At 69.2% G+C, this 20,226-nt stretch carries 17 protein-coding genes; 3 read left to right on the top strand and 14 right to left on the bottom strand.

Annotation, left to right across the window (positions count from 1 at the left end; genetic code table 11):
- From pdeM to VSR71_RS27610, 8 genes are all read right to left on the bottom strand, one after another.
- A complete protein-coding gene (gene pdeM, locus VSR71_RS27645) occupies positions 1 to 708 on the bottom strand; it encodes a ligase-associated DNA damage response endonuclease PdeM (RefSeq protein WP_342916955.1) in 708 nt (235 codons plus the stop codon).
- Entirely contained in the window at positions 705 to 3,389 is a 2,685-nt protein-coding gene (locus tag VSR71_RS27640; RefSeq protein ID WP_342916954.1) for a ligase-associated DNA damage response DEXH box helicase, read from the bottom strand. Before VSR71_RS27640 ends, pdeM begins: the two co-directional genes overlap by 4 nt.
- Positions 3,386 to 5,059 carry an ATP-dependent DNA ligase gene (locus tag VSR71_RS27635; RefSeq protein ID WP_342916953.1) on the bottom strand — a complete coding sequence of 558 codons (1,674 nt, stop codon included), beginning with the start codon at positions 5,057 to 5,059 and terminating at the stop codon, positions 3,386 to 3,388. Before VSR71_RS27635 ends, VSR71_RS27640 begins: the two co-directional genes overlap by 4 nt.
- Positions 5,056 to 6,207: a ligase-associated DNA damage response exonuclease gene (locus tag VSR71_RS27630; protein ID WP_342916952.1), complete on the bottom strand. Its 1,152-nt coding sequence runs from the start codon at positions 6,205 to 6,207 to the stop codon at positions 5,056 to 5,058. The genes VSR71_RS27635 and VSR71_RS27630 overlap by 4 nt, the downstream gene beginning before the upstream one ends.
- A 345-nt stretch (positions 6,208 to 6,552) precedes the next feature.
- On the bottom strand, positions 6,553 to 7,995 hold the full coding sequence (locus tag VSR71_RS27625; RefSeq protein WP_342916951.1) for an FAD-binding oxidoreductase: 1,443 nt from the start codon (positions 7,993 to 7,995) through the stop codon (positions 6,553 to 6,555).
- Between the two features lie 16 nt (positions 7,996 to 8,011).
- Positions 8,012 to 8,416 carry a nuclear transport factor 2 family protein gene (locus tag VSR71_RS27620; protein ID WP_342916950.1) on the bottom strand — a complete coding sequence of 135 codons (405 nt, stop codon included), beginning with the start codon at positions 8,414 to 8,416 and terminating at the stop codon, positions 8,012 to 8,014.
- 149 nt (positions 8,417 to 8,565) lie between these two features.
- The gene (locus tag VSR71_RS27615) at positions 8,566 to 10,137 is read right to left on the bottom strand and encodes a PLP-dependent aminotransferase family protein (RefSeq protein ID WP_342916949.1); all 1,572 of its coding nucleotides are present in this window, start codon (positions 10,135 to 10,137) and stop codon (positions 8,566 to 8,568) included.
- Positions 10,138 to 10,200: 63 nt separating this feature from the next.
- Positions 10,201 to 11,637: an amino acid permease gene (locus VSR71_RS27610; protein WP_342916948.1), complete on the bottom strand. Its 1,437-nt coding sequence runs from the start codon at positions 11,635 to 11,637 to the stop codon at positions 10,201 to 10,203.
- 332 nt (positions 11,638 to 11,969) lie between these two features.
- On the opposite strand from VSR71_RS27610, the gene VSR71_RS27605 reads away from it, so the two are divergent.
- From VSR71_RS27605 to VSR71_RS27595, 3 genes are read left to right on the top strand one after another with little or no spacing between them, the layout of a single operon-like run.
- Positions 11,970 to 12,818 carry an IclR family transcriptional regulator gene (locus VSR71_RS27605; RefSeq protein ID WP_342916947.1) on the top strand — a complete coding sequence of 283 codons (849 nt, stop codon included), beginning with the start codon at positions 11,970 to 11,972 and terminating at the stop codon, positions 12,816 to 12,818.
- Positions 12,819 to 12,874: 56 nt separating this feature from the next.
- A complete protein-coding gene (locus tag VSR71_RS27600; RefSeq protein WP_342916946.1) occupies positions 12,875 to 13,888 on the top strand; it encodes an AAA family ATPase in 1,014 nt (337 codons plus the stop codon).
- Positions 13,885 to 15,618, top strand: coding sequence for a cobaltochelatase CobT-related protein (locus VSR71_RS27595; RefSeq protein ID WP_342916945.1), 1,734 nt, complete (start codon positions 13,885 to 13,887; stop codon positions 15,616 to 15,618). Before VSR71_RS27600 ends, VSR71_RS27595 begins: the two co-directional genes overlap by 4 nt.
- 27 nt (positions 15,619 to 15,645) lie before the next feature.
- Here the strand turns inward: VSR71_RS27595 and catC are convergent, their stop codons facing one another.
- The 6 genes from catC to VSR71_RS27565 form a co-directional block, all read right to left on the bottom strand.
- Complete coding sequence (gene catC, locus VSR71_RS27590) at positions 15,646 to 15,921, bottom strand: muconolactone Delta-isomerase (RefSeq protein WP_342916944.1); 276 nt, start codon at positions 15,919 to 15,921, stop codon at positions 15,646 to 15,648.
- Between the two features lie 41 nt (positions 15,922 to 15,962).
- On the bottom strand, positions 15,963 to 16,304 hold the full coding sequence (locus VSR71_RS27585; RefSeq protein WP_342916943.1) for a 4-methylmuconolactone methylisomerase: 342 nt from the start codon (positions 16,302 to 16,304) through the stop codon (positions 15,963 to 15,965).
- Positions 16,305 to 16,376: 72 nt separating this feature from the next.
- Positions 16,377 to 17,663, bottom strand: coding sequence for an MFS transporter (locus tag VSR71_RS27580; protein WP_342916942.1), 1,287 nt, complete (start codon positions 17,661 to 17,663; stop codon positions 16,377 to 16,379).
- 91 nt (positions 17,664 to 17,754) lie between these two features.
- Complete coding sequence (locus tag VSR71_RS27575) at positions 17,755 to 18,417, bottom strand: 3-oxoacid CoA-transferase subunit B (protein ID WP_342916941.1); 663 nt, start codon at positions 18,415 to 18,417, stop codon at positions 17,755 to 17,757.
- Positions 18,418 to 18,422: 5 nt separating this feature from the next.
- Positions 18,423 to 19,121: a 3-oxoacid CoA-transferase subunit A gene (locus VSR71_RS27570; RefSeq protein WP_342916940.1), complete on the bottom strand. Its 699-nt coding sequence runs from the start codon at positions 19,119 to 19,121 to the stop codon at positions 18,423 to 18,425.
- A 140-nt stretch (positions 19,122 to 19,261) separates the two neighbouring features.
- Complete coding sequence (locus VSR71_RS27565; RefSeq protein ID WP_342916939.1) at positions 19,262 to 20,176, bottom strand: LysR substrate-binding domain-containing protein; 915 nt, start codon at positions 20,174 to 20,176, stop codon at positions 19,262 to 19,264.
- Positions 20,177 to 20,226: the final 50 nt, after the last annotated feature.

Raw genomic sequence — 20,226 nt, 5'->3', positions numbered from 1 at the left:
CTAAGCGCTGTTCCGAGGCGCGCGGCCAACCGGCCAGACGCGGCCGCCGCCGACCACGTAGACGCGTTCGTCCGGCTGCGGCCGCACTGTGGCGTGGCCGGTGAAGGCGCCGAAGGCGGGCAGGATGGCGCTGCGCGGGCCGAACAGGAAGCAGGGCAGGCGCAGGCTGTCGGCGCCGGCGCCGCGCAAGCGGCAGGCCGGATGCAGGTGGCCCGCCAGCACGTAGCCCAGCGGCGACACGCCGGGCAAATGGCACAGCGCGAAGGGGCTCGCCACGGCGGGTTCCGTCACCACGCGGATCTGTAGCGAGTCGGGCGGATCGCCGGCGCGCGCATCGTGGTTGCCGCGCACCAGCGTGCAGCGCACCTGCGGCGGCAGGCTGCGGCGCCAGCCGTCCAGCGCCGCCAGCACCGCAGGCGTGCGCGCCGCGCGCGCGTGCAGGAAGTCGCCCAGGAAAACCAGTTCCTCGACCGGCAACTGCCGCGTCAGCCGCGTCAGCAGGCCGAGGTTGTCGCCGGTGGTGCCGTGCGGCACCGGCTGCCCCAGCGCGCGGAATGCCGCGGCCTTGCCGAAATGCACGTCGGCCACCATCAGCATGCCGGCAGCGGGCCACCACGCCGCATGCTCGGGCAGCAGCCACAGTGTTTCTCCCGCTACCTGAATGGCGCAGGCGCCATTGGCCTGCAGGGTGCCGGTATCCGGTGTCATAGCAGCGGCAGGGGTTTGGAGGGCTTGCGCACGCGGCGCGGCTTGCGCGGCGTGCGCGCGGACGGGCCGGCGTGGTCTGCCATGCCGAAGCGCGCGGCCTCGGCCACTGCTTCCGCCTGCATGCCGGCGGCTTCACCGGGCTCGGGGCCCGCCGCCAGTTCCAGCTCGGCCAGCATGCGCGCGATGCGGTCGGCCAGCTTCTCGGTGCTGAGCTTCTCGCGCAGGAATTCCACCACCAGCGGGAACGACAGCGGCGTGGGCCGCTTCAGATCGTGCAGGTCGAGCCTGAGCGCGGCCAGCCGTTCGAGGGTTTCGGCCAGCCGGTGCGCATCCAGTTCCTGCATCAGCACCTCGCGCTCGGCCTGGCCGAGCAGCAGGTTGCCGGGATCGTGCTTGCGGAAGACCTCGTAGAACAGGCTCGACGACGCCTGCAACTGCCGCGCGCTCTTGGGCGCGCCCGGATAGCCCTGGAAGATCAGCCCGGCCACGCGCGCGATCTCGCGGAAGCGCCGCAGCGACAGCTCGCCCGCATTGAGGCTGCCGAGCACGTCGGCGGCCAGGTCGCGCCGGCGCTCCTCGGCCAGCACCTGCGGCAGCCAGTGGCCCCAGTCCAGCGGCGCCGAGGCCAGCAGTTCCAGCCCGTAGTCGTTGACCGCGACCGAGAACGTCGCCGGCATTTTCTGCCCCAGCCGCCACGCCAGCAGGCTGCCCAGCCCAAGGTGGACCGAGCGGCCGGCGAAGGGATAGAGGAACAGGTGCCAGCCCTCGCGCGAGTGCAGCGACTCGGCCAGCAGGGTCTGGCGCGTCGGCAGCGCCGACCACTGCGCCTGCAGGTCCACCAGCGGCTGGATCAGCGGCAGTTCGGGCGTGGTGCGCGCATCGAGCCGGCCCGCGGCGGCGGCTTCGAGCGTGTCGATCACCGCTTCGGCGAGCTCGGTCGACATCGGCATCTTGCCGCCGTTCCAGCGCGGCACCACCGGGCGCCTGCCGGTGGCGCGGCGCACGTAGGCGGTCATCTCCTGTACGCGCACCAGTTCCAGCAGGCGGCCGCCGAACAGGAAGCAGTCGCCCGGCGCCAGCCGCGCGATAAAGCCTTCCTCGACCGATCCCAGCGAGGCGCCGCCGCTGCCGGCGCGGCTCCAGTAGCGCACCTGCATGGTGGCGTCGCTGACGATGGTGCCCACGCTCATGCGATGGCGCCGCGCCAGCCCCGCGTCGGGCACGCGCCAGACGCCTTCCTCGTCGGGTATGGCGCGACGGAAGTCGGGATAGGCCGACAGCGTGGCGCCGCCCTGGCGCACGAAGTCCAGGCACCATTGCCATTCGGCGTCGGTCAGCCCACGGTAGGCCCAGGCGCTGCGCACCTCAGCCAGCAGCGCATCGGCGCGGAAGCCGCCGCCCAGCGCCACCGTCACCAAATGCTGCACCAGCACGTCGAGCGGCTTGTCGGGCGACTCGCGCGCCTCGATCCGGCCCGCCTGCACCGCGTGCCGCGCGGCTACCGCTTCCACCAGCTCCAGGCTGTGCGTGGGCACCACCGTCACGCGCGACGCGCGGCCCGGCGCGTGGCCGGAGCGCCCGGCACGCTGCAGCAGCCGCGCCACGCCCTTGGGCGATCCCACCTGCAGCACGCGCTCGACCGGCAGGAAGTCGACGCCGAGGTCCAGGCTTGAAGTGCAGACCACCGCGCGCAGCTCGCCGTTCTTCAGGCTCAGTTCCACCCATTCGCGCACCGCGCGGTCGAGCGAGCCGTGGTGCAGCGCGATCTGGCCGGCCCAGTCCGGGCGCGCATCGAGCAGCGCCTGGTACCACAGCTCGGCCTGCGAGCGGGTGTTGAGGAAAACCAGCGTGGTGCCGCTGTGCTCGAGCTCCTCGACCACGTGCGGCAGCATCGACAGGCCCAGGTGGCCGGCGAACGGGAAACGGCTGGCATTGCCGGGCAGCAGCGTGTCGATGATGAGCGTCTTGGGCGTATGCCCGTGCACCAGCACGCGCTGGTCTTGCGGCACGCCGGACAGCAGCACGTCGGCGGCATGCGGCAGGTTGCCGAGCGTGGCCGACAGGCCCCACACCATCAGCGCCGGCTGCCATTGCCGCAGCCGCGCCAGCGCCAGCTGCGCCTGCACGCCGCGCTTGTTGCCGATCAGCTCGTGCCATTCGTCGACCACTACCATGCGCACGTGCCGCAGGGTTTCGTGCGCGTCGGCGCGGGTCAGCATCAGCGTCAGGCTTTCCGGCGTGGTCACCAGCGCGGTGGGCAGGCGGCGCTGCTGCGCTGCGCGCTCGGCGCTGCCGGTGTCGCCGGTGCGCAGCGCCACGGTCCAGTCGAGGCCGAGTTCCGCCAGCGGCGCCTGCAGCGCGCGCGTGGTGTCGGCGGCGAGGGCGCGCATCGGCGTCAGCCACAGCACCGTCAGCGGCGGCGCTGGTTTATCGTGCGACGGCGCGGCGCGCGGCGTGCCGAATGCCATCAGCGCGCCCAGCCACGCCGCATAGGTCTTGCCGGTGCCGGTGGTGGCATGCAGCAGCCCGCTCTGGCCGCGCGCGATCGCTGTCCAGACTTCGCGCTGGAACGGGAACGGCTGCCAGCCGCGCACATCGAACAGCGCCTGCAGGCCCTGCGCGACGGTGAGCGGCTCAGCGGCGTCATCCGCCGGCTTGCGCGCGGCACGCGGCGGGGTCATGCGGCGTCCTCCCGGGGCGTGGTGGCACCGGGCAGCATGGCTTCCAGCGCGGCCAGGGTGTCGGCTTCCTCGATGGGCTTGTCGGTGCGCCAGCGCAGCATGCGCGGGAAGCGCACCGCGATACCGCTCTTGTGGCGGCCGCTGCGGGCGATGCCTTCGAAGCCCAGCTCGAACACCTGCGTGGGCTCGACGCTGCGCACCGGGCCGAACTTCTCGACGGTGGTGCGGCGGATGATGGCATCGACCGCGCGCATCTCCTGGTCGGTCAGCCCGGAATAGGCCTTGGCGAACGGCACCAGCGTCCGGCCCGGCGTACCCTGCGGTGCGTTCCACACCGCAAAGGTGAAGTCGGTATAGAGGCTGGCGCGGCGGCCGTGGCCGCGCTGCGCGTAGATCAGCACCGCATCGACCGAATAGGGGTCGATCTTCCATTTCCACCAGACGCCCACGTCCTTTGTGCGGCCGGCGCCGTAGGCCGCATCCGCCGCCTTGAGCATGAAGCCTTCCACGCCAAGGTCGCGCGAGGCATCGCGCAGCCGCGCGTAGTGCTCCCAGCTGTCGGCGTCGACCAGAGGGCTCAGCTCCAGCGCCGGATGGATGTGGGTGGCGATCACCTGCTCCAGCCGCGCGCGGCGCTCCGCCTGCGGCCGGCCGCGCCAGTCCTGTCCTTGCCATTCGAGCAGGTCGTACGCCATCAGGATCGCCGGCGCGTCGCGCAGCAGCTTCGCGCTCAGCGTCTTGCGGCCGATGCGCTGCTGCAGCAGCGAGAACGGCTGCACGCGGCCGTGCTGCCAGATCACGATCTCGCCGTCGAGCACGGTGCCATCGGGCAGCGCCGCCGCGGCGTCGATGATCTCCGGGAAGCGCTCGGTAATCAGCTCCTCGCCGCGCGACCACAGCCAGGTCTGTCCGTCGCGGCACACCAGCTGCGCGCGGATGCCGTCCCATTTCCATTCGACCAGCCAGCCGCCGGGGGCGCCGAGCACGCCGCCGAACTGCTCCACGGGGGACTGCAGCGGATGCGCGAGAAAGAACGGATAGGGCTGTCCGCCGGCGCGCAGCTGGCGGTCGTCATCGCCCTCCGGCGCCAGCAAGGCGAGGAAGCGTGCGGCATCGGGACGCGCCGACAGGTCGGTGTAGCCGACCATGCGCTCGGCCACGCGCTTGGGATCGATGCCCGCCACGTCGCCCAGCGCGCGCGTGACCAGCAGGCGCGACACGCCGACGCGGAAGGCGCCGGTGATCAGCTTGAACAGCACCAGCCGGCCCTGCGCGTCCAGCGGGCGCCACAGCGCATCGAGCCGCGGCATCAGGTCTTCCGGCGGCAGCCCGCGCAGCGGCAGCAGGCGCTGCTCGACCCATTCGGCCAGGCCGGCGTGGTCAGCGTCCATGGGTTCGGGCAGCAGCAGGGCAATGGTCTCGGCAAGGTCGCCGACGGCCTGGTAGCTCTCCTCGAACAGCCAGTCGGGCAGGCCGGCGGCTTCGCGCGCGAGTTCGCGCAGTACCGACACCGGGACGATCTGCCGTGGCTTGCCGCCGGCCAGGAAGTACACGGCCCAGGCCGCGTCCTGCGGCGGCGCGGCGCGCAGGTAGTCGACCAGCGCGGCCAGCCGGGCCTTGGTGGAAGTGGTGCCGTCGAGCGCGGCGTAGAGGTCGGCGAAGGCTTTCATGGGGCGGCCTGTTCTTCGCTGGCTCCGTTGCCGGCTCCGTTGCCGGCTCCGTCCGCGGTTTCAGCCGCGGTTTCAGCCGCCTGCGACTCCACGCGCACCGATTCATCGTCGTCGCCGTACTCGGTCTCGAACGCCTGCGCCTGCCAGCCGCGTTCGTTCAGGTAGCGCACCATCACCGGCACGTTGCCGTGGGTCACGATGATGCGGCCGGCGCCGGTGGCACTGATTGCCTGCAGCAGCCCCGGCCAGTCGGCGTGGTCGGACAGCGCAAAGCCGCGGTCGACCCCGCGGCGCCGGCGCGTGCCGCGCAACTGCATCCAGCCGCTGGCAAAGGCGTCGGACGCATCGCCGAAGCGCCGCAGCCAGGACGAGCGCTGCGCCGACGGCGGCGCCACCACCAGCGCCTGCCGCAGCAGCGGGCTGCGCGGCGGCAGTTCTGACGCGAGCGCCATCGGCGGCAGTGCCACGCCGGCCTCGGCGTAGGCGGCGTTGAGCGTGGTCAGCGCGCCGTGCACGATCACCGTGCCGGGCAGCCCATCGATGCCGGCATGGTGCAGCAGGCCATGCAGGATGCGCTGCGCCTTGCCGAAGCTGTAGGCGTAGACGATGCTGGCGCGGCCGGCCTGCGCATTGGCCTGCCACCAGTGGAAGATCTCCGCCATCAGCGTCGCCTGCGACGGCCAGCGGTAGATCGGCAGGCCGAAGGTGCTTTCGGTGATGAAGGTATCGCACCGCACCGGCTCGAACGGGTCGCAGGTGCCATCGGCTTCCAGCTTGTAGTCGCCGGAGGCCACCCAAGCCTGGCCGCCGTATTCCAGCCGCACCTGGCACGAGCCGAGCACGTGCCCGGCCGGATGCAGGCTCAGCGTGACGCCGTGATGGGTGATGCGTTCGCCGTAGGGCAGGGTGTTCAGGTGGATGCCTGGCAGTCGCGCCAACAGCACGCCGCGGCCGGGTTCCGGACAGAGGTAGTGTGCGTGTCCGAAGCGGGCATGGTCGGAGTGGGCGTGGGTAATGACGGCGCGCTCGACCGGGCGCCACGGATCGATATAGAAGTCGCCGGGCGGGCAATACAAGCCTTCAGGCCGGGCGACGACCAGGTCGCCGGGGCGCGCGGGTTCGGACGGGAACGGCCGGGGGTGGTCCATACGTGCCTCCTGACGCACTGCGGCCGGTATGCGGCCACGATGCTCCCGGGGCGGGAGACCTGGGCATCATACTGCGGCGGCGTGCGCGGTGAGGAGGCGGCGGGGTCCGGTTTGGGTGTCGGTGGTGGTCCGACAAGCGGTTAGAGAGACTGCGGGTTTGCTCCCCTCTCCCGCGCGCGGGAGAGGGGCCGGGGGTGAGGGCGGGTGCCGGCAATAGCGACGTGGCTCACTCCGTGGATACTCCGGCCCTCACCCCCACCCCTCTCCCGCCGGGCGGGAGAGGGGAGCCTGCACAAGGGGCGTTGGCGCGCTGAAGCATGGCCGGCAAGCAGCACCGCGCCCCATTCAAAACACATCATCCTTCCAGTGATACCAGTGATACAGCACCCGCTGCCCCATCCGGCGGAACGGCGCGAACATCTGCGACTCCACCATCTCGCGCACATTCGGGAACGGCAGCGGCGAGCGGAAGATCGGCAGCTGCGGCAGCGATGATTCCTTGCCGGCGATCAGCGCCGCCAGCCGCTTGCCCGCCTGCGCGGAATACATCACGCCGTTACCGCCATAGCCCATCGCGTAGTAGATCGATTGCGACGGGTCCGGCTGCGTGATGCGCGGCATCATGTCGTGGCTGACATCGACCCAGCCCCACCACGAGTAGTCGATCTGGATCCCGCGCAGCGCCGGGAACTTGCGGTACATGTCGGCGATCAGCTTCTGCTTGTACTGGTCCTGCGGCGCGTCGTTGCCGGAGATGGCGCTGCGGCTGCCGATCTGCAGGCGGCCGTCGGGCATCAGCCGGTAGTAGTGGCGCAGGATGCGCGTGTCGGTGATGACCTGCGTGGTGCGGAAGTTGCACGCCGCCAGTTCATCGGCGGTCAGCGGGCGCGTGACGATCGAGTTCGAGAGGATCGGGAACAGCCGGTTCTTGAGCTCGCGGTGCAGCGACTGCGACGTATAGCCGCCGGTGGCCACACCCACCGCGCGGGCGCGCACGATGCCGCCGGGGGTGCGCAGGTAGTGGACGCCGTTGCGCGTTTCCCAGCCGGTCACGGGGCTGGACGGATGCACTTTGGCGCCCAGCTCGCGCGCGCGGCGCAGGTAGCCGAAGGCCAGCTTGCCGGCGTGGATGCCGATGCCTTCGGGCTCGTGCATGGCGCCCGCGGCTTCCTTGTCGTCGACGTATTCGCGCCGCACGGTGTCGGCATCGAGGATGCGCGCGTCGTACTTGAACACCTCGCGCAGGAGCTTCGCTTCCTTCTCCAGCCCGGGCATTACCTTGTCGCGGTGCGCGATGTACAGGTGCCCGCCCGGCTGCGGATCGCAGTCGATGTCCCGGATCAGGCCCTTGAAGGTCTCCATGCCGTCGCAGACCTCTTCATGCAGGCGCAGCGCCGTGTCAAGCCCGTAGCGCTGGATCCACTGCGAGCGCTTGAGCCGCCCCGACGCGCATTGCGCCTGGCCGCCGTTGCGCGTGCTGCAGCCCCAGCTGACGCGGTTGGCTTCGAGCACGGTGGCCTTGATGCCGTACTGCTGCGCCAGGAAGATCGCGCAGGTCAGGCCGGTGAAGCCGGAGCCGATGATGGCCACGTCGACGTCGATGTCATGCGTGATCGGGCCGTCGTCGGCGGGCGGCGTGCCGGCGGTGCCGATCCAGTAGGTAGGCGCGTACTCGCGGCCTTGCCCGGGGGTGGGGGTATGCAGCGGGTCGTAGGCGGGGTCGTACGGACGCGACGGCGCGGTCGTGTGCTCGCCGCCCAGGGCACTGCGGGGGACTACGGCTTCCATGGCGCGTCTCCTGCGTTCAGGCTTGCGCTGCCACCACGGGCGGGCGGTCCTTGCGATAGGCGTTCTTCACCGCGATCTTGCCGTCGCGGAAGGTGAAGACGTCGACCATGCGCGCTTCGATGCGGGCGCCGTCGGCACGGGTGCCTTTGAAGGTGGATTCGCTGACGCCGCGGTCGCCCACGACGAAATGCTCGCCATCGACCCATTGCGCGTCGGGGAAGGTCTGCCACGCGAGCTGGAAGCCTTCGCGCACGGCGTCGCGGCCGATGAAGCTGCGGCCCAGCAGTTCGCTGCCGGCCACGCCGTGGAAGGCGCAGTCGTCGGCCATGAAGCCCATCAGGGCTTCGAGGTCGTGGCGGTTCCAGGCGTCGTTGAAGGCTTGCAGCAGTTCAATGCCGGCGGCGGTGTTGCGATCGGACATGGCTTGGTCTCCTGAGTGTTGTCCACCGGCCCGCGCAAGGCGCTGCGGAACCGGCCATGACTCGAGGATAGGGAAGCCGGCCGCGGCGCTGTAGCGCCAGTTCGGGACAATCGCTTGGGCCAGCATGGGGCCAGCCTGCGCAGGCCCGATCAGGCCGCGGGGCGGGCGCGGGAAGTGACGGCGGCGTCCGCTACGGCCGCGCCTGGCGCGCCGGCGGTGGCCTGCAGTTCACGTGCCACGGCCGCCAGCACGCGGATGCCGGGCTCGATGCGGTCCAGCGAGATCGACGAGTAGCCCAGCCGGAACACGTTGCGTGGCGCGGGCTCGGCCATGAAGAAGACGCTGCCGGGCTCGATCAGCACGCCCTGCAGCTCGGCCAGTCGCGCCAGCGCGTCGGCGTCGAGCCAGGGCGGCCCTTCGATCCAGCATGACGCGCCGCCGGCGATCGGCACCGGGCGGAAGTCGGGCATATGCGCGGCCAGCGCCGCCAGCACCGCCTCGGCGCGCTCGCGGTGCGCCGCCGACAGGCGCCGCAGGTGCGCGTCGTAGTGGCCCAGCGACAGGAACAGCGAGAACGCGCGCTGGATATACGCCGACGGATGCCGCAGCATCAGCCGCCGCGCCGCGCGCAACTCGACGATCAGCGGCGCCGGCCCGACCACATAGCCGATGCGCAGCCCCGGCGCCAGGCTCTTGGACAGGCTGCCGACATAGATCACGCGGTTGCCGCGGTCCAGGCTCTTGAGCGTGGGGGTGGGGTCGCCTTCGAAGCGGCTCTCGCTTTCGTAGTCGTCCTCGATCAGCACGAAGTCCGCTTCCTCGGCCTGGCGCAGCAGCGCCTGCCGGCGTGCCAGCGGCATGGTGACCGTGGTGGGGCACTGGTGGCTGGGCGTGACGTAGACGTAGTCGCACGCGCGCTGCGCGTCGGACAGCACCAGGCCCTCGCCGTCGACCGGCAGCGGTACCAGGTGCGAGGTATGCGAGCCGAAGATATTGCGCGCGTCCGGGTAGCCGGGGTCTTCGATGCCGACCGGCGTATCGGGGCTGACCAGCAGGTCGGCCAGCAGGTAAAGCGCCTGCTGCGCGCCCACGGTGACCACGATCTCGTCGGCGCCGGCCCAGACGCCGCGGCGCGGCAATACGCGCGTGCGGATCTGCTGCACCAGCGACTCGTCGTCGCGCAGGATCATGTCCTGGGCCCAGTCGTGGATGTCGAGCACGCTGAGCGCCTTCAGGCAGCATTCGCGCCAGTCGGCGGTGGGGAACAGCGCGGGGTCGTACTGGCCGTAGATGAACGGGTAGGGGTAGTCGCGCCAGTTGGCGCGCTTGACGATATTGCGCTGCTGCGTGGGGCGGAACACGAAGCGCCGCTCCCAGTCGGGCTCGCCGCCGCGCTCGGGTACCGGCTCGCCGCGCAGCGAGGCCACGCCGCTGACGCGCGTGCCGAGGATCTCTGGATTGACGAAATAGCCGCTGCGTTCGCGCGCCACCAGGTAGCCTTCATCGACCAGCTGCTGGTACGCCAGCACCACGGTGTTGCGCGCCACGCGCAGCTGCGCGGACAGCTCGCGGCTGCTCGGCAGCGGCTCGCCCTGCGGCAGTTGCTGGTCGAGGATCGCCGACACCAGCATCTGGCGGATCTTGCCCTGCAGGCTCAGGCCGGACAGCGCGTGCTGCTGGAACAGCTGGAACCACATGGTGGCGGGGGACTTGAGGCTCATGGTGCGGGGGCAGCTAAACGACACAGCGCGCCAGCTTACTGCACTGGCGCGCCGCGTGGCACATCAATACTTGTGGAGGTCTGGCCTTGGCATCTCTGCCAGCGGCACTACCGGCTCAGCGCCACGGCGAAACAGTTGCCGCGCGCCGTAGGCAATCAGCAGGATCAGCAGGCTGACCACCCCCAGCGCAAGCGGTGTGCGCTGGTCGGGGATAAAGGCCATGGCGATCACGATGCCCAGCATACCCAGGATCGCGACATAGGTGAGATACGGGAAGCACCACATGCGCACCCGCAGCAGGCCCGGCGCTTCGCGTTCCAGCCGCGAGCGCAGGCGCAGCTGCGAGATCGCGATCAGGATGTAGACGAAGATGGCGACGGTGCCGTACGAGTTGACCAGGAAGGCGAACACCGTATCGGGCGAGACATAGGACATCACCACCGCGCCGTAGCCGAACAGCGTGGCCACCAGGATCGCGCGCACCGGCACGCCATTGCGGCTGACGCGGGCAAGCGACTGCGGCGCATCGCCGCGGCGGGTCAGCGCGAACAGCATGCGCGACGAAGCGTACAGGCCGGAGTTGAGCGCCGACAGCACCGCGGTCAGCACGATCGCGTTCATGATCTGCGCGGCGGCGGGCACGCCCATCACGTTCAGCGCGCTGACGTACGGCGTGGCGATGCTGTTGGAATTCCACGGCACCAGGCATACCACCAGCAGGATCGAGCCGACATAGAACACCAGCACGCGCGTGATCACCGAGCTGGTGGCCTTGGCCACGGCCTTCTGCGGCTCGGCGGTCTCGGCCGCGGCGATGGTGACGATCTCGGCGCCGAAGTAGAAGCCGGTGGCCGCGACCGCGCCGGTCAGCACCGGCACGATGCCGTTCGGCAGGAAGCCGCCATTGGCGGTCAGGTTGGCCACCTGCATGCCCTGGGCGCCGGGAGCCAGGCCCAGCACGTACACGCCGGCGACGAACAGGAACACGATGATTGCCGCGACCTTGATCGAGGCGAACCAGAACTCGAACTCGCCGAACGACTTGACCGACACCAGGTTGGTCAGCGTCAGCATCACCAGCAGCACCAGGCTGATGGTCCAGTTAGGCACGTCGGGCAGCCAGTAGCGCACCAGGTCGGCGCCGGCAACGGCTTCGAGCGCCACCACGATGACCCAAAAATACCAGTACATCCAGCCGGTCAGGAAGCCGGCGAGGTTGCCCACCGCGGGGCGGTCGCGCCAGGCTTCGCGCGCATACTCGTAGAAGCCGCCCGTGCCGGGCAGCGCGCATGCCATCTCGCCCAGCATGCGCATGACCAGCACGACCAGCAGGCCGGTGATCAGGAAGGAAAGGACCGCGCCGGGGCCGGCCGACTTGATGACGACGCCGCTGCCGACGAACAGGCCGGCGCCGATCACGCCGCCAAGCGCGATCATGGTCATGTGGCGTTGCTTGAGGCCGTGGGATAGTCCGTTGCCGGACTCGGGTTGTTGGATCATGGTGTGTCTCCTGTGCTGCGCGTGCTGCCGGTGCTACTTGCAGCCAGACCAGCGTTTTTGGCAGGCGCCACGGCTTCTCTTCTGTATAGGTGGCGGCGCGGGAAACGCCAGCCGGGGCCGTGGTCGGTTCAGTGCTTGCAATCCCGGTGCGGGATGCCTATCCGTCCATGTCGACTAGTCTCCGGTGTCTTCTTAAAAATCCGGAACCAGTTGTTCCGAAAAATTATTTTTCACCGAAATGTAGGCCGTCCTCGGCGGAAGGTCAACCAGAAGTTTCGATAATTGATATGATTTGACTCTGAAAATGAAACTTACCTATGATGGAGCCAGGCATGAACGATATGCGCCTCGCCAAAAGTGACGCCAAGCCGGACGGAGACACGCCGGCACTGCGTTTGTTCGGCCTGCTCGAAGTCATCGCGGAGAAGGACCAGTCCTTCAACCTGCAGGCGCTGGTGGAAGAAACCGGCCTGCCCAAGCCCACGCTGCACCGCATGCTGCAGCAGCTCGAGGCGGCGGGACTGATCCAGCGCAACGGCGACGGGCGGCAATACGGCACCGGCCTGCGGCTGCGCCGGCTGGCGGAGAACCTGTTGCTCAACAGCACCTCGCACGGCGCGCGCCACATGGTGCTGCGGCGGCTAGTGGAAGAGGTGGGCGAGAGCTGCAACCTGACCGCGTTCTCGGGCGGCGAGGTGCTGTACCTGGACCGCGTGGAAACCGCGGCGCCGCTGCGCTTCTACCTGCATCCGGGCTCGCGCGTGCCGGCGCACTGCTCGGCCACCGGCAAGCTGTTCCTGGCGCAGCTGGCGCCGGCGCAGCGGCAGCGGCTGCTGGCGCACGCGGAGCTGGAGCGGTACACGCAGAACACGCTGACCGACCACGCGCAGCTGGAAGCGGAACTGGAGCGCGTGAAGCGCGACGGCTACGCGCTGGATGACGAGGAATTCCTGCCCGGGCTGGTCTGCATCGGCGTGCTGGTGCCGGCCGTGGACGGCGGCAAGTCCAACCTGGGACTGGCGCTGCAGGCACCGGTGATGCGCGTGGCGCGCGACAAGGTGGTGCAGCTGCTGCCCGCGCTGCAGCGCGCGGCGAGCGCGCTGGCGGCGATCGAGGCCGAAAGCGCCAGCAGCTGGCAAGGCGGCGCGGATAGCGCGGAAAGCGCCGAAGAGGACGAATAGCGCACGGCGTCACGCGGGGTAGCTCCGCTGGTCGCGGTGCCGATGTGAAAGCAGGCATGGCGACCAACGAGGAGCATGAGGTGACGCAAGAGCAGTATGGCAAGCCGGACCGGATGATTCCGGTCCGCGAGGTGTTCGGCATCGATTCCGGCCTGATGGTGCCAGCCTTCAGTCAGCGCGACGACCACGTACCGGAGATCGACCCGGCCTACCGCTTCCAGCCGGAGGTGACGCTGGCGATCCTGTCCGGCTTCATGCGCGACCGGCGCGTGATGGTGCAGGGGCTGCATGGCAGCGGCAAATCGACCCATATCGAGCAGGTGGCGGCGCGGCTCAACTGGCCGTGCGTGCGCGTCAACCTGGACGGGCATATCAGCCGGCTCGACCTGGTCGGCAAGGACGCCATCGTCGTGCGCGACGGGCGCCAGGTGACCGAATTCCAGGAAGGCATCGTGCCGTGGGCGCTGCAGCGGCCGGTGGCGCTGATCTTCGATGAATACGACGCGGGCCGGCCCGACGTGATGTTCGTGATCCAGCGCATCCTGGAGCGCGACGGCAAGTTCACGCTGCTCGACCAGAACCGGGTGATCCGGCCGCATCCGTCGTTCCGGCTGTTCGCCACGTCCAATACCGTGGGGCTCGGCAACGTCAACGGGCTCTATCACGGCACCCAGTTGCTCAATCACGCGCAGATCGACCGCTGGAACGTGGTCGCCACGCTGGACTACCTGCCGCATGAGGAAGAGGCGGGCATCGTGCTGGCGCGCGTGCCCGAGCTGGACAACGACGCCGGCCGCGCGCTGGTCGACGCCATGGTGGCCATGGCGGGGCTGACGCGGCGCGGGTTTGCGGCGGGCGACCTGTCGGCGCTGATGTCGCCGCGCACCGTGATCAGCTGGGCCGAGAACTGCCAGATCTTCCGCGATCCGGGGCTGGCGTTCCGGCTGACCTTCCTGAACAAGTGCGACGAGGCCGAGCGGCCGGTGGTGGCGGAGTATTACCAGCGCTGCTTCGGGCAATTGCCCGGCGACGCCGCCGCGGCTGCGGCCGTGTCGGAGTCCGCGCGATGAGCACGGCGTCGGCCACGGCGTCGGCAGCGCAGCTGCTGCGCCGGCGCCAGCGGCAGGACGAGCTCTCCGGTGCCGCCGTGCGCGCGCTGACCGGCGACGCGGCGCTGCATTTCCGCGACGGCCAGCTGTGGCGCGCGATGCGGCCGGTGCCGCAGCATGCGCCGCACCTGCGTACCGATCCCGATACCGACACGGCGGCCTGCCTGCGCGGCGCCGCCGACGGCGCCGCGCTGCGGCAGGCGCATTCCGACGCCGCGCTGCACCGCAGCCTCTGTCCCGCCGATCCGGTCGAGCGACTGGTCTTCGAACTGCTCGAGCAACTGCGCTGCGAAACCCACCTGCCGCGCGGCATGGCCGGCGTGGCAGCGAACCTGCGGCACCGCTTCATGGCGTGGTCGCGCGCGTTCCATCGCTCGGGGCTGACCGAGGGCCATCTCGGCATCCTGCTCTACACCGTGGCGCAGGTGGCGTGGTCACGGCTGAGCGGCGAACCGGTGCTCGAAGACACCGAAGACCTGATCGAGGCCACGCGCGCCGCCATCGTCCCCGTGCTGGGCACGGCGCTGGCCGGGCTGCGCGCGCATCGCCACGACCAGTCCGCGTTTGCCGTGCATGCGCTGGCGCTGGCACGGGCCGTCGCGGACATGGTACGCAGCGAAGCGCCGCGTGCCGGCGAGGATGACGACAACGCCGTGTCTTCCGCACGCGCCGGCTTTGCGCTATGGCTCGATTTCGACGAGCCGCCCGCCGAAGCCTTCGCCCTCGCCGACAGCGGCCACAGCCGCGTGCTGGCCGACGCCACCGACGGCTACCGCATCTTCACCACCCGCTACGACCGCGAAGTGCGCGCCGCCACGCTGGTGCGCCGCGCCTTGCTCGATGAGTACCGCACGCGTCTGGACGCACGCATTGCCCGCGCCGGCGTCAACGTGGCGCGGCTGGCGCGCAAGCTGCGCGCCGCGCTTTCGCAGCCGCGCGTCGACGGCTGGTCCTTCGGCGAGGAAAGCGGCCGCATCGACGGCCGCCGGCTGGCGCAACTGGTCAGCTCGCCCGCCGAGCGGCGCCTGTTCCGCCGCGAAGCGTACAAGGCGCATGCCGATTGCGTGGTGGGCTTCCTGGTGGACTGCTCGGGATCGATGAAGGCGCGGGCGGAGCCGCTGACATTGCTGCTCGACCTGCTCGCGCGCGCCCTCGACCAGGCCGGCGTGGCCACCGAGGTACTGGGCTTCACCACCAATGCCTGGAACGGCGGGCGCGCCCGCGCCGACTGGCTCGCGCGCGGCCGGCCGGCACACCCCGGCCGGCTCAACGAAACCTGCCACATGGTGTTCAAGGACGCCGCACGCAGCTGGCGCCGCGCGCGTACCGACATGACCGCCTTGCTCAAGGCCGACCTGTTCCGCGAAGGCGTGGACGGCGAGGCGGTGGAGTGGGCCTGCGCGCGGCTGCACGCCACCGGCAAGGCGCGCCGCATCCTGCTGGTGGTGTCCGATGGCAGCCCGATGGATACCGCCACCGGGCTGGCCAACGATGCGTGTTATCTCGACAACCACCTCAAGGCCGTCGTGGCGCGGCACGAGGCGTTGCGCGACGTGGAGGTGCTGGGTCTGGGGGTGGGGCTCGATCTCAGCCCGTATTACCGGCATACGCTGGCGCTGGACCTGGCGCAGCCGGTGGATATGGCCATGCTGGACGAGGTGGCGGCGCTGGTGGGGGCGAGGCGGCGGTAGCCGCCCTGAAACCGCCGCCAGCCGTCGCTAGATCGCCGATGGATGGCGCGCCAGCGGCGTGACCGCGATGGTCATATAGGGAAACAACGGAAGCGACGACAGCAAGTCGTGCAGCTCATCGTTGCTTTCCACGTCGAAGATGCTGATGTTGGCATAGCGGCCGGCCACGCGCCACAGGTGGGGCCATTTGCCGGACTTCTGGATGTCGATGGCGCGCGCCTTCTCGGCGGCCCTGATCGCTTCGGCGCGGTCTGCCGGAAGCGAATCCGGGATCTTCACTTCCATCTGTACGCAAAAAAGCATGGGGGTCTCCTCGCTGGTCGGGATGCAGTGTGTCTGGACGGTCAGCTCGCGCTGGCGTCGCCGGTGACGGGCGCCGTGCGGAATGGCTTGAGGCGGCCGATAAAGGTCTTGCCGTGCTCGAACCAGGCCTTGCGGACGTCAGACGCCAGGTAAGTGGCGTAGGCGGCTTCGCTCTCGAACCAGCATTCGCCGATGGCATCGACGTGCCCGATGTCGAAGTAGGGCACGTGGGTATCGGTGGGCTGCCCGGCGACGAGGCGGACCTCATACTTGTGCAGGCCGGGCACATCGCGCGACATCTCGTCGTGGCGCAGGCATTCCGCGCGGAAGGTTTCGTCGGACATGCCTTCTGGCTTGACCAGCAGGTACAGCAGTCGAATCATGTTGACTCCTCTTGGTTCGGTATTGGTTCACGCGGGGCAGTTGCGCGCCTTGCTGGCGCTCGCGCCGCGTTGTCAGGAATGCGCCCGCGCCGGTTCGGTGAGAGGCGCCGGCGCGAAGCGATCGCCTTCTTCGCCGATGGACTCGATGGCGATGCCGCGGGTCTCCGGCAACAGCAGCATGCCGAATACCGCGAAGGCATAGGCCACCAGGCAGAATGTCCCCATGGCATTGGCCAGGCCAATGTGAGTGGATAGTACGCCGACGCCGACGACGGAACCCGCGCCCACCGACTTGCCCACGTTATAGGCGAAGCCCATGCAAGTCGTGCGCACATTGGTCGGAAACAGTTCGCTGAGGAAAGGCCCAAGGGCGGCGAACATGCCGATGGCCGAGAACCCGACCAGGAAGCCGAGGACGGCGGCGAGCGTGGTATTCAGCGGCAGCAGCATGTAGCTGACGGTGACGATCCACGCGCAGACCGACAGCAGGATCAGCGTCGGCCGCCGCCCGATGCGATCGCACAGGTCGGCTGCGAACGCGAAGCCGCAGAACGAGCCGAAGGCCATGATGAAGACCGTGACGACCATCGATGTGGGCGCGACGCCCCGCTGGCTGAGCAGTGACGGCAACCAGACCAGGATGGCATAGCAGCCGGCCTGCAGGCCGATCACCAGCACGCTCGACAGGATCAGTGAACGCGCGTACTTGCGGCTGAACACCGAGGCCAGCGAAGCGCGCGGCGCGCGGCTTTGCCGGGCGCGCTCGAACATCGGCGCGTCCTTGATATGGCGTCGGATGAACAGCACGATCGACGCGGGGATAATGCCGCTCCAGAACGCCACGCGCCATGCCAGCTCCTGCGGAAGCCATGCCAGCAGCAGCGTTGCCACGACGACCGCCAGCGCCCAGCCCAGCGCGAAGCCCGATTGCACATAGCCCATGGCCTTGCCCCGATGCCTGGGGTCGATCACTTCTGCCATCAGCGCCGCGCCGACCGCCCACTCGCCGCCAAAGCCCAGGCCCTGAAGCATGCGGGCGACGACGAGTTGCTCGTAGGTCTGGGCGAAGCCGGCGAGTACGCCGAACAGTGTGAACCAGACGATCGCCACCACCAGGATGCGCGCGCGGCCATAGCGGTCGCTGAGGATGCCGGCGCCCCAGCCGCCGATGGCGGTAACGATCAGCGCCACGGTCCCAAGCACGCCGACTTCCGCCTTGGTCAGCCCCCATGCCAGCGTCAGGGCGGGCAGCAGGAAGCTGAACATCTGCATGTCGAAGGAATCCAGCGCCCAGCCCGAATAGCATGCCCAGAACGTCTTCTTCTGCTGGGCATTCCCGGTCTTGTACCAAGTCAACATGGTTGTCTCCTGTATTGTGTGTTTCGTTCTCTGTTTGTCCGGCGTCCCGGCATGCATCGATGCCCAGGGGCGCTGGCCTTCCCGGCGGGAATCAGGCAGGCTCGGCCATGGCCAGCGTGGAGAAGTCGAGATCCACGTCGGTGACTGACTGGAGCGCCTGCGGTGACATGTCGCCGATGATCTCGATGACCGACACCCCGTGCGCACCGATGGCGAAGGTGCCGAGTTCGGTGTAGACGCGGCTCACGCAGGCAAGCCCCGTCAGCGGATAGCTGCATTGGCGGCGCAGCTTGCTGGCACCGTCCCTGGTCATGTGGTCCATCATCACGAACACGCGCCTGGCGCCGATGGCCAGGTCCATGGCGCCGCCCACCGCGGGAATGGCGTCGGCTGCCCCGGTGTGCCAGTTGGCCAGGTCGCCGCGTTGCGATACCTGGAATGCCCCAAGCACGCAGATATCCAGATGGCCGCCGCGCATCATGCCGAAGGCATCGGCATGATGGAAAAAAGCCGCGCCTCGCTCCAGCCGGATGGCTTCCTTGCCCGCATTGATCAGGTCCCAGTCTTCCTGCCCGGGCTCCGCGGCCGACCATTGCCCGAGCACGCCGTTCTCGCTGTGCAAGATGACTTCGCGGTGGCGGGGCAGGTGGTTGGCCACCAGGGTCGGCAGGCCGATGCCCAGGTTCACATACGATCCGTTGGGGATGTCGCGCGCCACGCGCGCGGCCAGGAGGTTCTTCGCTACTTGGTCCATGGTTCTCAATTCGCTTGCATGAGCGCGGTTTGTGCGTGCGCGCTGTCGCGCAGCACCACGCGGCTGACGAAGATGCCGGGCGTCACGATGACTTCCGGGTCCAGCTCGCCCAGCTCGCAGATCCGAGCCACCGCGGCGATCGTCTGGCTTGCCGCCATCGCCATGACGGGAGCGAAATTGCGTGCGGTCTTGTTGTAGACGAGGTTGCCCCAGCGGTCGGCCGCCTCCGCGTTGATCAGCGCAACGTCCGCATGGATCGGATGTTCCAGCACGTAGCCGCGCCCGTTGATCTGGCGCGTCTCTTTGCCTTGGGCCAGCAGCGTGCCAAAGCCGGTCGGCGTGTAGAACGCGCCGATGCCGCTGCCGGCGGCGCGCAGGCGCTCCGCCAGCGTGCCCTGCGGCACGACTTCCAGCTCGATCTGGCCGGCGCGGTACAGGGCTTCAAAGACGTGGGCATCGCGCTGGCGCGGGAACGAGCACACCAGCTTGCGCACGCGACGCGCCTTGAGCAGCGCAGCCAGCCCGGTGTCGCCGTTGCCGGCGTTGTTGCTGACTACCGTGAGATCGGTGGCGCCCTGTTCGATCAGGGCATCGATCAGTGCATCGGGCATGCCGGCGCCACCGAATCCGCCGATCGCGATGGTGGCGCCGTCGGGGATGTCGTCCACCGCTTCGCGCGTCGTTCTGTAGAGCTTATCGATCATGTCTCGCTTCGTTGTTGTCTGGCGAGACTAGGTTGCCATGCAGCTGGCTGCCTCACAATTTCGGGTTCTGCAAGCACCCTTAGCGCCGGCTTAATGCCCTGACTAATGCCCTGACTAAGGCCCTGACGGCAGCGCGCGAGCTAGCTGCCGTTGACCCCCGCCGCATAGCGGCCGATCAGCCGGTTGGCAAATTCACGGGCGAAGCTGGACAGGCCGTCGAGGTCGCGCGCACAAACCTGGAAGGTGCGCACGGCCCAGTCATCGTGCAGGTCGCAGGCGCCGATCGGCTGCTCGCCCTTGAGGCGCGCGAACGCGGCCTTGGGCATGATGGCGATGCCGGCGCCGGCTGCGACCATGCGGCAGATGGCATCGTAGCTGGCCACATGCACGCGGATGGTCATGGGCTTGTGCAGCGCGCCTGCGGCGCGTGTCATGAACATCTGGAAGGCGCTGCCTTCGAGCAGCGCGACGAAGGCAAATTCCAGCGACTGCTCGAACCAGACCTCGCGCTGCGCCAGCAGCGGGTGGCCCAGCGGTGCAACCAGGATCAGCGCACTCTTGACGAAGGGAACCGCCTGCAAGCCGGCGGTGGGCACATTGCCGGAGATGATGCCGAGGTCGGTGCCGCCTTCACGCACCAGGCGGACAATGTCATCGCTCAGGCGCTCGCGGACATCGATGCGTACATCCGGATGGTTGGCAAGGTAGTCACCGATCACCGGGGGCAGGTACTCCGTGATGGCCGTGGTATTGGCCACCAGCTTGAGCTGCCCGGAAAGGCCCGCGGTGAACGGCTGCAGGTTGCCCGTCAGCCGTTCCAGCTCGGCAAGCACCACGCGGGCATGCTGCAGATAAACCTCGCCGGCTGCCGTCAGCGTCACACCCTGGGGCGAGCGCTCCAGCAATCGTACCCCCAGCGTGTCTTCCAGGTTCCTGATGCGATTGCTGACCGCGGGCACGGAGAGGAAGGAGCGCTCCGCGCCACGGGTCAGGCTGCGTGTTTCCGCCACATTGACGAAGAGGCGGAAATCGGTGATGTCGAAGGGAACGGCCATGCTGCTGGTCTCGCTGCGCGCTGACTGTGCCACCGATACCCGCGTCGGCG

Origin of the sequence: Cupriavidus oxalaticus (assembly GCF_038900635.1) — a bacterium.
Classification (GTDB): Bacteria; Pseudomonadota; Gammaproteobacteria; order Burkholderiales; family Burkholderiaceae; genus Cupriavidus; species Cupriavidus oxalaticus_B.
The sequence above is the reverse complement of the archived record's forward strand: the minus strand, read 5'-3'. Positions and strand labels throughout refer to the sequence as shown.